At 46.0% G+C, this 14,209-nt stretch carries 18 protein-coding genes; 14 read left to right on the top strand and 4 right to left on the bottom strand.

All coding sequences use genetic code 11. The annotated features are described in order from the left end of the window. Window positions 1–39: 39 nt before the first annotated feature. The 5 genes from ACZF99_RS13735 (at window position 40) to ACZF99_RS13715 (ending at window position 5,554) form a co-directional block, all read left to right on the top strand. The gene (locus ACZF99_RS13735) at window positions 40–537 is read left to right on the top strand and encodes a hypothetical protein (RefSeq protein WP_483605628.1); all 498 of its coding nucleotides are present in this window, start codon (window positions 40–42) and stop codon (window positions 535–537) included. Between the two features lie 152 nt (window positions 538–689). Beyond that, on the top strand, window positions 690–1,439 hold the full coding sequence (locus ACZF99_RS13730) for a sugar phosphate isomerase/epimerase family protein (RefSeq protein WP_483605627.1): 750 nt from the start codon (window positions 690–692) through the stop codon (window positions 1,437–1,439). 351 nt (window positions 1,440–1,790) lie between these two features. Next, window positions 1,791–4,376, top strand: coding sequence for a glycosyl hydrolase (locus ACZF99_RS13725; RefSeq protein WP_483605626.1), 2,586 nt, complete (start codon window positions 1,791–1,793; stop codon window positions 4,374–4,376). Between the two features lie 214 nt (window positions 4,377–4,590). Continuing rightward, window positions 4,591–4,752, top strand: a complete 162-nt coding sequence (locus ACZF99_RS13720) for a hypothetical protein (RefSeq protein WP_483605625.1) — start codon at window positions 4,591–4,593, stop codon at window positions 4,750–4,752. Window positions 4,753–4,939: 187 nt separating this feature from the next. Continuing rightward, entirely contained in the window at window positions 4,940–5,554 is a 615-nt protein-coding gene (locus tag ACZF99_RS13715; protein ID WP_483605624.1) for a hypothetical protein, read from the top strand. A 140-nt stretch (window positions 5,555–5,694) separates the two neighbouring features. On the opposite strand, the gene ACZF99_RS13710 is transcribed toward ACZF99_RS13715, so the two are convergent. Then, window positions 5,695–6,183, bottom strand: coding sequence for an N-acetyltransferase family protein (locus ACZF99_RS13710; protein ID WP_483605623.1), 489 nt, complete (start codon window positions 6,181–6,183; stop codon window positions 5,695–5,697). Window positions 6,184–6,247: 64 nt separating this feature from the next. On the opposite strand from ACZF99_RS13710, the gene ACZF99_RS13705 reads away from it, so the two are divergent. The 5 genes from ACZF99_RS13705 to ACZF99_RS13685 are packed head-to-tail and all read left to right on the top strand — an operon-like array spanning window position 6,248 to window position 7,844. Continuing rightward, the gene (locus tag ACZF99_RS13705; protein ID WP_483605622.1) at window positions 6,248–6,484 is read left to right on the top strand and encodes an AraC family transcriptional regulator; all 237 of its coding nucleotides are present in this window, start codon (window positions 6,248–6,250) and stop codon (window positions 6,482–6,484) included. Continuing rightward, complete coding sequence (locus ACZF99_RS13700) at window positions 6,475–6,621, top strand: hypothetical protein (protein ID WP_483605621.1); 147 nt, start codon at window positions 6,475–6,477, stop codon at window positions 6,619–6,621. The genes ACZF99_RS13705 and ACZF99_RS13700 overlap by 10 nt, the downstream gene beginning before the upstream one ends. After that, window positions 6,584–6,793 (top strand): hypothetical protein, encoded by a 210-nt coding sequence (locus ACZF99_RS13695; RefSeq protein ID WP_483605620.1) that lies wholly within the window; start codon window positions 6,584–6,586, stop codon window positions 6,791–6,793. Before ACZF99_RS13700 ends, ACZF99_RS13695 begins: the two co-directional genes overlap by 38 nt. Then, complete coding sequence (locus tag ACZF99_RS13690; protein ID WP_483612715.1) at window positions 6,763–7,725, top strand: ABC transporter substrate-binding protein; 963 nt, start codon at window positions 6,763–6,765, stop codon at window positions 7,723–7,725. The genes ACZF99_RS13695 and ACZF99_RS13690 overlap by 31 nt, the downstream gene beginning before the upstream one ends. Further along, a complete protein-coding gene (locus ACZF99_RS13685; protein ID WP_483605618.1) occupies window positions 7,710–7,844 on the top strand; it encodes a hypothetical protein in 135 nt (44 codons plus the stop codon). The genes ACZF99_RS13690 and ACZF99_RS13685 overlap by 16 nt, the downstream gene beginning before the upstream one ends. Before the next feature lie 422 nt (window positions 7,845–8,266). On the opposite strand, the gene ACZF99_RS13680 is transcribed toward ACZF99_RS13685, so the two are convergent. Beyond that, window positions 8,267–8,485, bottom strand: coding sequence for a helix-turn-helix domain-containing protein (locus tag ACZF99_RS13680; protein WP_483605617.1), 219 nt, complete (start codon window positions 8,483–8,485; stop codon window positions 8,267–8,269). A gap of 150 nt (window positions 8,486–8,635) precedes the next feature. On the opposite strand from ACZF99_RS13680, the gene ACZF99_RS13675 reads away from it, so the two are divergent. Next, window positions 8,636–8,923 carry a DUF6809 family protein gene (locus ACZF99_RS13675; RefSeq protein ID WP_483605616.1) on the top strand — a complete coding sequence of 96 codons (288 nt, stop codon included), beginning with the start codon at window positions 8,636–8,638 and terminating at the stop codon, window positions 8,921–8,923. Window positions 8,924–9,148: 225 nt separating this feature from the next. Beyond that, on the top strand, window positions 9,149–9,508 hold the full coding sequence (locus ACZF99_RS13670) for a hypothetical protein (RefSeq protein WP_483605615.1): 360 nt from the start codon (window positions 9,149–9,151) through the stop codon (window positions 9,506–9,508). A gap of 6 nt (window positions 9,509–9,514) precedes the next feature. On the opposite strand, the gene tnpC (ACZF99_RS13665) is transcribed toward ACZF99_RS13670, so the two are convergent. Then, a complete protein-coding gene (gene tnpC / locus ACZF99_RS13665; protein ID WP_483605614.1) occupies window positions 9,515–10,978 on the bottom strand; it encodes an IS66 family transposase in 1,464 nt (487 codons plus the stop codon). Between the two features lie 192 nt (window positions 10,979–11,170). Continuing rightward, window positions 11,171–11,443, bottom strand: coding sequence for a hypothetical protein (locus ACZF99_RS13660; protein WP_483605613.1), 273 nt, complete (start codon window positions 11,441–11,443; stop codon window positions 11,171–11,173). Between the two features lie 286 nt (window positions 11,444–11,729). Between ACZF99_RS13660 and tnpC (ACZF99_RS13655) the strand changes: the two genes are divergently transcribed. Then, on the top strand, window positions 11,730–13,193 hold the full coding sequence (tnpC, locus tag ACZF99_RS13655) for an IS66 family transposase (RefSeq protein WP_483605612.1): 1,464 nt from the start codon (window positions 11,730–11,732) through the stop codon (window positions 13,191–13,193). A gap of 37 nt (window positions 13,194–13,230) precedes the next feature. Beyond that, window positions 13,231–13,695, top strand: a complete 465-nt coding sequence (locus ACZF99_RS13650) for a hypothetical protein (protein WP_483605611.1) — start codon at window positions 13,231–13,233, stop codon at window positions 13,693–13,695. Window positions 13,696–14,209 lie beyond the last annotated feature (514 nt).

Here is a 14,209-nt window from a genome sequence, read left to right as displayed (position 1 = left end):
TTCGGAACGAACTAGTTTTCTTTGAAAGAGGTAAGTATGATGGGAGAAACCATTTACGGAAAACAAAGAAGAGAAGGATATGAGAAAGTATTAAAGGAAGCAGAATCCAATGCAACGAATCGCAGCGATTTTGAAAATACCATTAAGTTAAGAATGTTTAGCTGGTGGGCCCGTTGGGTTCCGGATTATGAGGAATGGCTTAAAATCGCAGACGGTTTATATGCGAGTGAATGCATCATCGAGGCCATTGGACAGGAGCCACAAATCTATCAAGATTATCGCGCGTCCATGAAGCATCAGCGTGATGTTTTTGATATGGAGTTGGGACCCATTGAAAAATGTGTTGTAGAAGGGGATACGGTTGCTTTAGATTACAAAATGTACCTGACCCCTAAACTCGATATGGGCAATATGCAAAAGGGAAATCCTATCGTGCTTAAGGTTACGGAATTTAACAGATTTGATCATATGGACGGCTGCGACGAACCGATGGTCGTCCATTTGATGGTGATTGCAACCGGCCTAGGTCCATCGTGAAGCTTATATACATCTGCTTCTACTCATGTTGAAGTGATCATATATGCTGGATTCCTGGATGAAAGCGCATGATTCGGGAATTTTTGAGGGAATCCCGGGAAGAAAGAGGGAGCGGTTTTGGCTATAATGAACTCGAGAAGGGAGGAGATTCGATGAAACCCCAAATTGCCTTGCAATTATGGAGTATCCAGGAAGCCTGCAAAGACAACTTCTATGAGGCGTTGAAAGAGGTGAAGCGCAGCGGCTATGATGGCGTTGAATTTGCCGGCTATCATGGGAAAAGTGCGGCTGAAGTGAAAAGCGATTTGGATGAATTGGGACTGCAGGTTGCGGCTTCGCATCTATCTTTTGAAATGCTGCAAAAGGATCTCGAGAAGACGTTGGCTTTTGAGAAGGAAATAGGAAATTCGCGAATTGTCATTCCCTATGCGAGCTTCCCAACCTTTGAAGCCTGGCAAACCTTTATAACCGAGATGGAAGAGATTGCGAAAAAGGCGGCTGAGGAAGGCTTCGAGTTTTACTATCATAACCACGCCAATGAATTTACGGAGGTCCCCGGCCGTGACATCCTGCATGAGATGGTAAATCTGACGAAGCAGATCGACCTGGAAGTGGATCTTTACTGGCTGGCCGATTCCGGCGTGGCGGCGCTTCCTTGGCTAGAGGCGCACAAGGATCGAATTGGTCTTTTCCATATGAAAGATATGCAGGAATCTCCTCGGCAAAGCACGGAGATTGGCTCCGGCGTGCTGCCGATGAAAGAGTACGTCCAAATGGCCAAACAATTGGATATCCCTTGGTTGATTGTGGAGCAAGAGGAGTTTCAGACCTATCCGCCACTGGTAGCAACAGCGATCGATTGCCAGCGGCTTCGAGCGATGGTTGACGAGGTATATGCTTGAGATAAGGGAAATTCCTCTAGATGATGAGCCAACTACTCAAGATGATTTAGATGCTATTAACCAAGCCCGTGAAGCATACCTAAACGGTGACTTAATCCGTCTTAAGGATGTTGAAGATGAATTACGAAATTAAATTCCTTAAGGATGCCTATAAACTACAAAAAACAAGCCCGTTGAGCATCAAACTTGGGCTTGTTTTTTTATTTCATTGTCGTTTAACGATGGATGTCTGCGGAAAAGGATGGATTTACATATTTTGGAACATGTGTTATGTTTACTATGAAAGCGAATCCATGAATTGATAGATTGTTAAATGATTTATCAAATTTTACATGGAAAGGAAAGATGAGAATGAAGGGTTTGCTCAGAAAGGCAAGCGCAATGCTGCTGGCATCTACTCTGGTATTTAGTTTGCTGCTCGGATGGATGACAGCGCCCGTTCATGCAGACAGCGCACTTTTCACGATTGAAGGCGAACATGCCCAACTCACCTCCGATCTTCAAGTGGTGACCGAAATTTACGGACAACCCAAGCCGGGATTCTCGGGGAGCGGATTTGTCTGGATGCAGAACTCCGGCACTATCACGTTTACGGTGAACGTCCCGGAAACCGGCATGTATGCGATCTCCACCCGGTATATGCAGGAGCTCAGTCCTGACGGAAGGATGCAATATTTGGCTGTTAACGGGGTGGCCAAGGGTTCGTATATGCTGCCCTACACGACCGCATGGTCGGATTTCGATTTTGGGTATCATAAGCTGAACCAAGGAAGCAACACCATCCAATTGAAGGCCGGTTGGGGATTCGCTTATTTTGATACCTTCACTGTGGATTTTGCCGATCTTGACCCCTTGGATGTGCAGCCTATTCTTACCGATCCCGAGGCTACACCGGAAACGCAAGTTTTGATGAATTATTTGACGGAGGTTTACGGCAACCACATTATCTCCGGCCAGCAGGAGATTTACGGAAGCGGCAATAACGGCAATTATGAGTTGGAGTTTGATTGGATCTATAATTTGTCCGGAAAATATCCGGCCATCCGCGGCTTCGATTTAATGAACTATAATCCGCTCTACGGTTGGGAGGACGGTACTACCGACCGGATGATCGATTGGGTGAATAACCGGGGCGGGATCGCGACTGCTTCCTGGCATATCAATGTGCCCCGAGATTTTAACGGCTACCAGCTTGGGGAGTTTGTGGATTGGACGGACGCCACCTACAAGCCGACGGAAACCAATTTTAATACGGCCAATGCGGTGGTTCCCGGTACGAAAGAATATCAATACGTGAGGATGACGATTGAGGATTTGGCGGAACAGCTGCTGATTCTGCAAGAAAATCATGTGCCGGTGATTTTCCGTCCTTATCACGAGGCGGAGGGCAACGGCGGGTTGAATGGGGAAGGCGCGTGGTTCTGGTGGGCTTCGGCAGGCGCGGAGGTGTACAAACAGCTATGGGATCTGCTCTATACCGAACTGACGGAGACGTACGGCTTGCACAACTTGATCTGGACCTACAACAGTTATGTGTATAGCACTTCTCCCGCCTGGTATCCCGGTGACGATCAGGTCGATATTGTCGGCTATGATAAATACAATACGATCTACAACCGCTATGACGGTTTGTCCGGCGTTCCCAATGAAGATGCGATTACCTCGATTTTCTATCAGCTTGTGGATTTAACCGACGGCGCGAAAATGGTGGCCATGACGGAGAATGACACCGTTCCAAGCCTACAGAATCTGACCGAGGAAAAAGCGGGCTGGCTCTACTTCTGCCCCTGGTATGGCGAGTTTCTCATGAGTGACGCCTACAATTATCCGGCTACGCTGAAGACGCTTTATCAAAGCGATTATGTCATCACGTTGGATGAACTGCCCGATTTAACGGTTGCGAATCCAAGCCCAAGCGCGTCCATCGCACCGACAAGCATCGAATTTGACAAAAATACGCCGGATCAAAGCGACCAAGCCATCACCGTGAATTTTAACGGCAATACGTTAACCGCTCTTCGAGCAGGCGCCCATACATTGACCGCGAACCAGGAATATACCTTGAACGGAAGTACGCTGCTGCTGAGGAAAGAATTCCTGGCCGGTCTGCCGGTTGGCACGCATTCGATCGTCTTTGATTTTAATCAGGGACAAGATCCCGTATTAAAAGTCAAGGTTGTCGACTCCACACCCAGCGCGTCCATTTCGCCCGTGAATGCGACCTTTGATCAAGCGGAGAACTTGCAGCAGGATATTTCCATATCCCTTGCTTTAAACGGGCATCAGCTTACAAGCCTAACGAGTGGAAATGTTACGCTAACCTCAGGCCAGGATTATACCGCATCAAGCGCTGCCGTCGTTCTGAGCAAATCCTATCTGTCCACGTTGCCGCTGGGCCAGCATGCGATCACCTTTCATTTCAGCGGAGGAAATCACGCGGTGCTGACCGTCAATATAGTGGACAGCAGCGTTCCCGCACCCGCGGGAGACTTGACGATCCAGGCCTTTAACGGCAATACGAGTGCCTCGACCAACGGAATTTCACCCAGATTCAAAATCGTCAACACCGGGGATTCGGCGATTCCGTTAAGTGACGTAAAACTCCGATATTACTATACGATTGACGGGGAAAAGGCACAGAACTTCTGGTGCGACTGGGCCAGCATCGGCAGTGAGAAGGTAACCGGCCATTTCGTTAAACTGGCAACCCCGGTTGCCGGAGCCGATTATTACCTGGAAATCGGCTTTACGAGCTCAGCCGGAACGCTGAATCCCGGCCAAAGCGCAGAAATTCAAGCCCGCTTCTCCAAAACCGACTGGTCCAACTACAACCAGACGGACGACTACTCGTTCAAAGCCTCCGGCAACCAGTTCGCCAACCATGAACAGGTTACCGGGTATATGAACGGCCAGCTTGTATGGGGGATTGAGCCGTAAGGAGGTAAATGGGTTGGGGCGGGGAAGCCTGCTTCAACCCTTTTTGAATGGTGGATGGCTGCACGATCGTCAAAGGAATATCGCAAGCGGGCGGCGGGGGCACCGGAGGGATTCACGAATGGGTTTTGACGCGTGCCACGAAGACCCGACGCGTGAATACAGTGTTATCTGATGCTATAATGGTCATGACTAGTTCTTGAAAGGGGTTGTTAACATGGCTGTATCCAAGAAAGATGATCCATTTGATGTTCATATCCCTTTCGATGATGAAGAATTAACAGAAGATGACTTAAACGCAATTGAACAAGCGGAACTAGAGTTCCAACAAGGGAAAACTGTTCGCCTCAAGGATATCGAGCATGAATTACGAAATTGAGTTAAGCAAAAAAAGACCTTTATGTCGTAACAATAGGTTCACGAGGCGATGTTTAGAAATGACCCGTACAAGCTAATTTGTATGGGTCATTTTTTGTAGTTCGAGTATACCATTTTGATATCATCGCCATTCCTGCTTCATATGTTATGATTTAAGAAACCGAGACGGACGAAGCGAGGGATTGAGCATGAAACTAAAGTGGAGTTATATTGTTTCATTTGGGATGTTACTTGCAATTGTGACGACCGTTATCATGGTGTGGCAATCCAAGCAGGCTAAATTCAACGACGCAGTAGCTAATGAGAAAGTGATTCAAGTCCAAAGCTTTCATGTAAGCTCCGATTCCACAAACCTGAAAACATCAGTTGAAGGTACCCTATTTGTTAGCGGGGGTGAAGAGAGGGCTGAACATGTACAGGTTGTGGCTCGGATTGAGGTTGACGCTAAGGATTGGGGAGGGGTTGCTTTCTATATTCCGAATAACTGGTATATATCAAACATCACGAGTAGTTATCCTGAAAACCGAACGGGCTCAAACCCTACAGACTATGTATCAACCTGGACGACATCAGGAGAGGAATCTCCATGGCGAGCGATGGTTGAAGTAGGAAGAAATCGCAGCTATGAACCAACTGGAGGCGGAACCGGAATAATTGTGATCGATTTGATTCCTGATAAAAAGGCTACAACTCAATCAACATTGGGTATAGAAGTCGGTTCAAATGAAGAAGACGGTAAAAAGATCATGGGTACCGATTCGATTGAAGTGCCGATATCAATAAACACCACCGCTACGCAATAGGATGAAAGACCTGGCGCGATGAATTTTTATTGCTGCTAAATCCCTCTAAACGCTATCCATCTTGCCCCGCTCCTTTCCCCCTACACGGAAGTATAATTATTTGATCAGATGGCTGTGCTCGTTTGCAAGCTTGTGATAGCCTAATGGGGGTGAACATTAAGTTTCATGGTCCATGAAGTTCCGGAAATGCCCCAATAGACAAATCCCAGCTTCTGATATAACTTCACGGCGGAAGTATTTTGGGGGTCAACGCTCAAGGAAAGCGATTTGTATCCATCGCTCGCTGCTTGCTTGATGATTTCATCCATTAAGATTCGTCCGATACCGGTACCTCGGTATTCTGAATGTACTGCGATGCCTAGCTCCGGCGTATCGCTATCGACGTACCCGTACCCTTTATTCGTTTCGCCGAACAATCTGTACCAAACAGCCCCAGCAAGATGATTACTTTTCAGTGCAACGAACGCTCTATCTCCTTTTCTGCCCCATCCTTCATGGTATTTTTTAATATGGGGAGCATTCATAAGCTCATGCTTAGCCAGCTTTCCCTGCAACATGTGGATAGACTCATAGTGCATATCTGTGAAAAAATCAAACTCATGAGGTTCCAGTGGTTTAATCGTAATCATATACACATCCCCAGCCTTGAAATTTGTTTATACTGTCCATATTTTAACATAGGGTATTTGGGAAATGTCTGTTTTAATTAAACTCTGCAGCTTTGAAGCGTTGTACGGCTTGAGCCGGTATTTTTGCCGGCAGAGCTGCACCCAATTGCGGAAACGACAGGTCAGCGAATTGCGGCTGCTGGTCGAGCGGGGCGCCTCCTACATTCAGAACCATCTGCAGCAAAATTTGTCCGTGGCGGACTGCGCCAAAGCGGTGCACTTGAGTCCGAGCTATTTTTCCAACTTGTTCAAATGTGGTTAGTATCCGGACTGGCCTTGCTGATGGCGGGAGCCTTGGCGGCCTGTTCCTCGGGGGGCGAGAAGGCGGATCCAGCCGCGAACGCCGGGGCCGAAGGAAGCAATGACGAAGCTCACGTATTGGACGATCGACCGTCATGACACCGATTTTATTGAGCAAAAAATCAAAGAATACGAGGAGCAAAATCCGGACATCGACATTGAAATGAAGGTGATGGCGGATAACTACGTGCAGTCGGGGGAGTCGCTTTTGCCAGCAACCAGGCGCCGGACATTTTGCGGGTGGACACGGGGAATGTGCCGACTTGGGTGAAGCGCGGCTACCTGGAATCGTTCGATGAGTACATCACGCCGGAAATGAAGGAGAACTTCAAAAACGTCCTAATCGAAGAGAAAAATAGGGTCGGCGGAAAAATCTACACGCTGCCGAATATCGGCCAATTCTGGAGACTGATCTATAACGTTGATCTTTTTAAAAAAGCGGGGATCGCCGGGCCGCCAACAACGCTCGCGGAAATGGTCGAGGATGCCAAAAAGATCACGGAAGCGGGCAAGGATACCGGCGCTTACGGGTTTGCCGGCAACTTCGAGAGCGCCAGCGGCTATGAGCGGATCGCATATCCGATTGTATCGCTGAGCACGGGCAACGAGGGCTTCAACTTCCAAACCGGCCAGTTCGATTTTACCATGTATAAAGAAGTGCTGCAGGCGTTGCATCAAATCAAAGCGGACGGCAGCATGCTGCCCGGCTCCGAATCGCTCGACATCGACCCGCTGCGCGCCCAGTTCGCGCAAGGCAAGATCGGCATGTATTTCAACCACTCGGTGGAGCCGAGCGTGTACAAGACGCAGTTCCCGACGGACATCCGCTGGGCCGCGGCCATGCCGCCAACGCTCGACGGCAAGCAGAACGGGGCTGATCAAGTTATCGCCGGCAGCTATTTGGCCATGAGCAAAAATTCCGAGCATGAAGAAGAAGCCTGGAAATTTATCGAATGGATGTACAGCGTTGACGTGCAGGTCGCTTACCAGGAAGGCGGCTACGGCGTTTCCGTCATCCCGTCCGTGGCGGCCAAAGCCAAAGCTCCGGACATCGCTGGCATCGAAAACTTCCTGCCACCTCGCTGGACGGCATCTACCCCGCCACCCCGCTGGTCGCCACCGAAGGCCGCGTCGAAGGCACCAAAAAAGTCGACGTCTTCAACAATTTCATCTTCGACGGCCAGGACTTGGACAAAGTATTGAGCGATTTGAACACCCGCTACAATGCCGCGCTTGAGAAGGCCAAAGCCGCGGGGGACACGATCGAAGCCGATCCGGGATTTAATGCGGCGAATTTGCAGGGATCGTTGGTGGAGAAGTAGAATAGGGAATACGAAGACAAGCCCAGTTCAATATGAACTTGGGCTTGTCTTTTTTTCGTTTAATTAGGGCGTTTCGCCTTAAATATGTAAATCAGATAATCCACAACAAGCCCCACCAATAAGAAGCTCCCAAAGTGTATCAAATAAGCCGGAAAGCGCAGGGGGATTAAAGCACTATTCGTCGCCCATTTTGTATTACCGGCATCCACAATCCAATTTGTGAAAGGCTCAGTGTACTTAATAGAATCGATTAGCGGATTGAATTTTATTAATAGGATATTGGCTAGGCCGCTTCCTAGGTAATCGCTTAAGCATATTAGAAGGCTTATGATAGAGAGCCAAAGGGTGGTTCTTTTTAATAGAGATATGGGGATCACCCCTCTATTGTAATCATCAAACCTAACACCCTTTGCCGCACAGGGTTATTTTCCATTGGGTCGTTTGAAGATATTCGTCTGGCCAAGAATGTAGTCAATACTTACGTTGTAAAATTCGGATAACTTAATCAACACAGAACTTGGCACATCCAAGTTTCCGCTTTCGTATCGGGAATAAGTTGCTTGAGAGATGTTCAGATAATCTGCCAATTGTTGTTGTGTCAAATCCCGGTCTTCACGCAGATCGCGTATTCTCTTATACATTGTTCATCACCCAAGCTAAGTTTAGGTTATGCGAAAGCTGCATATTGAGTTTTATGCACTTTTCGCATAAAATTGATTTATACGGAAAGTGTTGGCTGTTTTTTAGGTTTTTAACGATACTGTTCACAATTCTTAAAGGAGGAAAGTGGAATGAAAAGTATTTTGGAGGAACTTTACAAAGGAAACCTTAACCCTGAAGCGCGAACGGTTCCCACAGATCCCGAATATCGTTCGCTCAATGGTGAAATTTCTGATTTGATGTTGGAAGTCAAACAAAAATTTTCTGAGAACGACTTCAGAACCCTTGAGGAAATCTTGGATTTGAACGGTGATACTAGTTCCATGCTCACAAGCACCGCTTTTGTCCAGGGTTTTAGGATGGGGGCTTTGATGATGGTGGAGGTGTTTTGTGGGGAGGGGAAGGGTTTGGGGAAGTGAGATTGTTACAAGATGATCTAGGAAAGTGTTATTAATTTTGAAATATGAAATCAGTAAACCCATATGTTACTTGTTGTTAATACTTTCGCTATTCATTTTAGCGGGAGTTTTTTTTGTTTGAGAAAAGTACTATTTCTTTCGTCATTTTATTCCAATTTATAGTAGAATAAGATTATAGTTCATTGAGACTATTTATTATGAAATATTGCTCGAATATTACGTTATTTGAAACCACTGAAAATAATACGAAATCTGCTGAAAATTAAAATCAGTGAAAGCAATAATTTGGAGTTTTATGGACATGAAAATTGTTTTTGGTGCGTGAAAAGTGTAACTTCAATGGAGCACGTACTACCAAAAAGCATATTTCCTGAGGAAAAAGATGTAAAAAATATTTTTAGTAAGTCGTTTAGAACAAATTTAATTACAGTTCATTCCTGTGAAGAGCATAATTTAAATAAATCAAATCTAGATGAATACTTAATGGTTCATTTAAGTAGTAAAGTAGGAAATAATAATGTTGCTTATATTCATACACTTACAAAAGTTAATCGAAGTATAACTAGAAACCCTGTTACTACTTAGGTGCTGTTAGAAACTGAATTGACCTTGAAGTGCAGAAATCAGGGAGTTTAAGATGGGGAGTTGTTTTTTGCGAAACGTGGAGATGACGCCGCGGATGCGAGCGAATTGCTCCGCACCTTGCGAAGTGCGGAATCCACCAGATATCTTCGTTTTGACTTTCACCATACGGATATCTCGCTCCGCTTGGTTGTTGTCAAAAGGAATTCGGGCATCACAAAGAAAGGCGAGTACGGCGTCTTTGTACGCCAGAAACCTCCCACCTAGATTGGCTGCTTTGCTCTTGGATTTTCTTCCGCGAGGTCCCGTTTTCTCGGGCACGGCATCTTTCGCCCATTCTTCACGACCTCGCTGCAGAATATCATCATAACGGGATCCGAATGCTTGGACCACCGCATCAGATAGAGGCTGTTGAAGGCTGCGAGCTATGCGTGCAGCTTTCCAACTCTCTTGCAACAGCGTCGTCATATCGGTTGCCCATTGATGGTTATCGTACTGGGCAATTTCTTTACAATCCCGCAGCAGGTGCGCATTGCAAAGCACATGACGGAAAGCATACTGGTCTTTAAAGTAAGAGGCGTAGCAGTCATGAACGAGATTCCCCTTATAGTGGGGTAATACATTCATGGCATCCATTCCTTTGCTTCCGCGGCTAGGATGGGCGAACAAGAGTGTCCACTCTTGGTTACACACGGTATGCATCCAGTACCCTTTTCCGTTGACGCGAAATCCCGTTTCATCGGCGTGTACCACGGGGCTGGCTAACAGCTGCTCGCGAATGGTTCGCTCTAGCGGCTGAAGACGACTTGTCATCTCTTCCAGTTGAGCAAGTAAGGTGGCCTCGCTCGGGCGGTATCCCGTGAGATCGGCATAGAGCTGTCCAATACGCTCAAGCGGCAACAATTGATAGGCATGAAGATAAGCCGTCCATGCTGCCATTTCTCTTCCGTATTGCACAGGCGCTCGAACATGAGAAGGAAAGGAAGCGGTCTGTTGGACGCAGCATTGCGGGCAACATTTCTTTTCAGCCTGATGTTCAGTGATGACCATGCGAGGGGCAGGTAAGTCAAAGACTTGTCGCTTCTCTAGCTCTTGTGCGGGTACCTGTTTCAAGGAAAAACCGCAGCTGGAACAGGTTTCAAGCGGATGAACCATGACATAATCCGGGTTCGTAACCACATGCAGCGTATGACCTTCGTGACCTTGAGGAGCGCCTTTTTTCCCTCCTGGTTGGCGTAAATTGGTTGGTTTACGGAATCCGTCACTCGAAGGCGGTTTGCTGCTGTTCTGACTATTCTGGCCGAGTTGGCGCTCCAGTTCCTGAACTCGCTTCTCCAATTGTTGAATGCGTTTGGCTTGCTTCTCTACGATTTGGGTGAGCTTCTCATTTTGATCCAGCAGCGCATGAAAGTAACTGGCAATCTCCTGATCGCCTTTACAAATAGTATTGACCTGTTGTTTCGTCAGCTTCATACGGCTCACCTCATGATTCAATGGATAATATTACATTCGACGTTTGCATGGGAATTACTGCTTGAGACAAAAAAAATCTCCTCGCGATAGGAGGAGACCTAAGTAGTAACCTAAAGATTATATATCGGGAAACCGAGAGACGATAGAATCGATACGTTGAGTTAAATCTCATTAATTTGTCATTTGATCGTTTTATTCTCCATAAATTAAATTGATAATTGAAGTGAATTTAGGCCTTGCTTCTTCCATATCTTTATTCGTCATTCCATTAAATATTACGTAAACTTTAGTCCCTTCATAAAAATTTAATGCAAGTGTCTGGCATTTAAACCCATCGACTTCACTAAATTGATACGCAAATATGTCCGGGTTACTTCCTTTAATTTCACTCTTCCAATATCGCCGTTCACGTTCAATTAATCTCGATCCATCAGGATTACTAGGATGGTTGAATATTTCAGACATAACGAGACACTTTCCCTTAAATACATTTTCATATTCATAAAAAATAAAGCTCTTGCTACTGCCTCGAAAGAATATAATAGTTTTTTCGTATCAATATTAATCCACAATACAGGATATTTTTTATCATTAATCTCAATAATATCTTCTTTGTCTATATCAAATAATTTAGGGTTTCGTTACTACTTAGGTCTCCTCCTATCGCGAGGAGATTTTTTTTTGTCTCAAGCAGTAATTCCCATGCAAACGTCGAATGTAATATTATCCATTGAATCATGAGGTGAGCCGTATGAAGCTGACGAAACAACAGGTCAATACTATTTGTAAAGGCGATCAGGAGATTGCCAGTTACTTTCATGCGCTGCTGGATCAAAATGAGAAGCTCACCCAAATCGTAGAGAAGCAAGCCAAACGCATTCAACAATTGGAGAAGCGAGTTCAGGAACTGGAGCGCCAACTCGGCCAGAATAGTCAGAACAGCAGCAAACCGCCTTCGAGTGACGGATTCCGTAAACCAACCAATTTACGCCAACCAGGAGGGAAAAAAGGCGCTCCTCAAGGTCACGAAGGTCATACGCTGCATGTGGTTACGAACCCGGATTATGTCATGGTTCATCCGCTTGAAACCTGTTCCAGCTGCGGTTTTTCCTTGAAACAGGTACCCGCACAAGAGCTAGAGAAGCGACAAGTCTTTGACTTACCTGCCCCTCGCATGGTCATCACCGAACATCAGGCTGAAAAGAAATGTTGCCCGCAATGCTGCGTCCAACAGACCGCTTCCTTTCCTTCTCATGTTCGAGCGCCTGTGCAATACGGAAGAGAAATGGCAGCATGGACGGCTTATCTTCATGCCTATCAATTGTTGCCGCTTGAGCGTATTGGACAGCTCTATGCCGATCTCACGGGATACCGCCCGAGCGAGGCCACCTTACTTGCTCAACTGGAAGAGATGACAAGTCGTCTTCAGCCGCTAGAGCGAACCATTCGCGAGCAGCTGTTAGCCAGCCCCGTGGTACACGCCGATGAAACGGGATTTCGCGTCAACGGAAAAGGGTACTGGATGCATACCGTGTGTAACCAAGAGTGGACACTCTTGTTCGCCCATCCTAGCCGCGGAAGCAAAGGAATGGATGCCATGAATGTATTACCCCACTATAAGGGGAATCTCGTTCATGACTGCTACGCCTCTTACTTTAAAGACCAGTATGCTTTCCGTCATGTGCTTTGCAATGCGCACCTGCTGCGGGATTGTAAAGAAATTGCCCAGTACGATAACCATCAATGGGCAACCGATATGACGACGCTGTTGCAAGAGAGTTGGAAAGCTGCACGCATAGCTCGCAGCCTTCAACAGCCTCTATCTGATGCGGTGGTCCAAGCATTCGGATCCCGTTATGATGATATTCTGCAGCGAGGTCGTGAAGAATGGGCGAAAGATGCCGTGCCCGAGAAAACGGGACCTCGCGGAAGAAAATCCAAGAGCAAAGCAGCCAATCTAGGTGGGAGGTTTCTGGCGTACAAAGACGCCGTACTCGCCTTTTTTTGTGATGCCCGAATTCCTTTTGACAACAACCAAGCGGAGCGAGATATCCGTATGGTGAAAGTCAAAACGAAGATATCTGGTGGATTCCGCACTTCGCAAGGTGCGGAGCAATTCGCTCGCATCCGCGGCGTCATCTCCACGTTTCGCAAAAAACAACTCCCCATCTTAAACTCCCTGATTTCTGCACTTCAAGGTCAATTCAGTTTCTAACAGCACCTAAGTAGTAACTAGGAGGATTACTATATTCATGTTCAATTTGTTAGAGCTTAAACAAGATACTATAAATGTTATTAGACTGGCTGGTGAAAAGATACAAGATCAACAAATTGAAATTATTGATAGAGGTATGCCACATAAACCTTCTGGATTACCCCAAGGTAAAATGGGAATATACTCATTTATTTATCAGGATTATTTTCTGAAGATTGGCAAAGCAGGACCCAAAAGTGATGCAAGATTTAGAAGCCAACATTATATTCCTTCAAGTTCACAGAGTAATTTATCTAAATCAGTTTTGATGGATGGAGATTTAAATGATGGAATTAATAAAGATAACGTAGGGGATTGGATAAAGAATAATACCAGGAGAATCGATTTCGTTTTTGATTCTAGTTTAGGGATATTTGTTCTAAGTTTGGCAGAGGCATTTCTACAGTTAAAGTTTAAACCTAAGTACGAAGGATTTGAGAATCAAAGAAAAGCATCTTCTTAAGTATCTATGGAGGCATCCCCATCATTTTTTAACATCGTATTCACGCTTCAGGGCTATCACCCTTTGGTTGTCAGATGCATAATATGGAAGAAGCTCAAACAATAATCGACCCAGCCTAAGGAAAGAGCTATCTTGGGCTGGGTTGTTTGGTGAATACAACAGCGTTATGTGAAATTTGGGAACAGATTTTTTTGATTGAGGTGATCACTTGTCAGAGGTTAATCAATTGTTATACGAAATTGTCTATAATTACTAATTAGATTTAAGAAGAACAGAGCTCAATATTCTATTCGAGAATTAACAACGGATTCACGAGGTGGGATGTTGGGCCTGAGATCGCTTGAAGTTATGTAGCCATGAAGTTACGTCAGACGATCAACCCTGCGAGGCTAAGTCTTTGGCCCCTTAAGCCTCTCGGGTTCGTGTGTATGGGAATGTTAAACTGAATCTTCGGTAAGAACATGTTTGATAGCATTATCTAATGAGGGAGCCATTTGCCCTGGACAGGATAAGA

The sequence above is a fragment of the Paenibacillus sp. JL3B1040 genome, from assembly GCF_057063165.1.
Note: the sequence above shows the minus strand (reverse complement) of the source record. Positions and strands in the feature narration are given on the sequence as shown.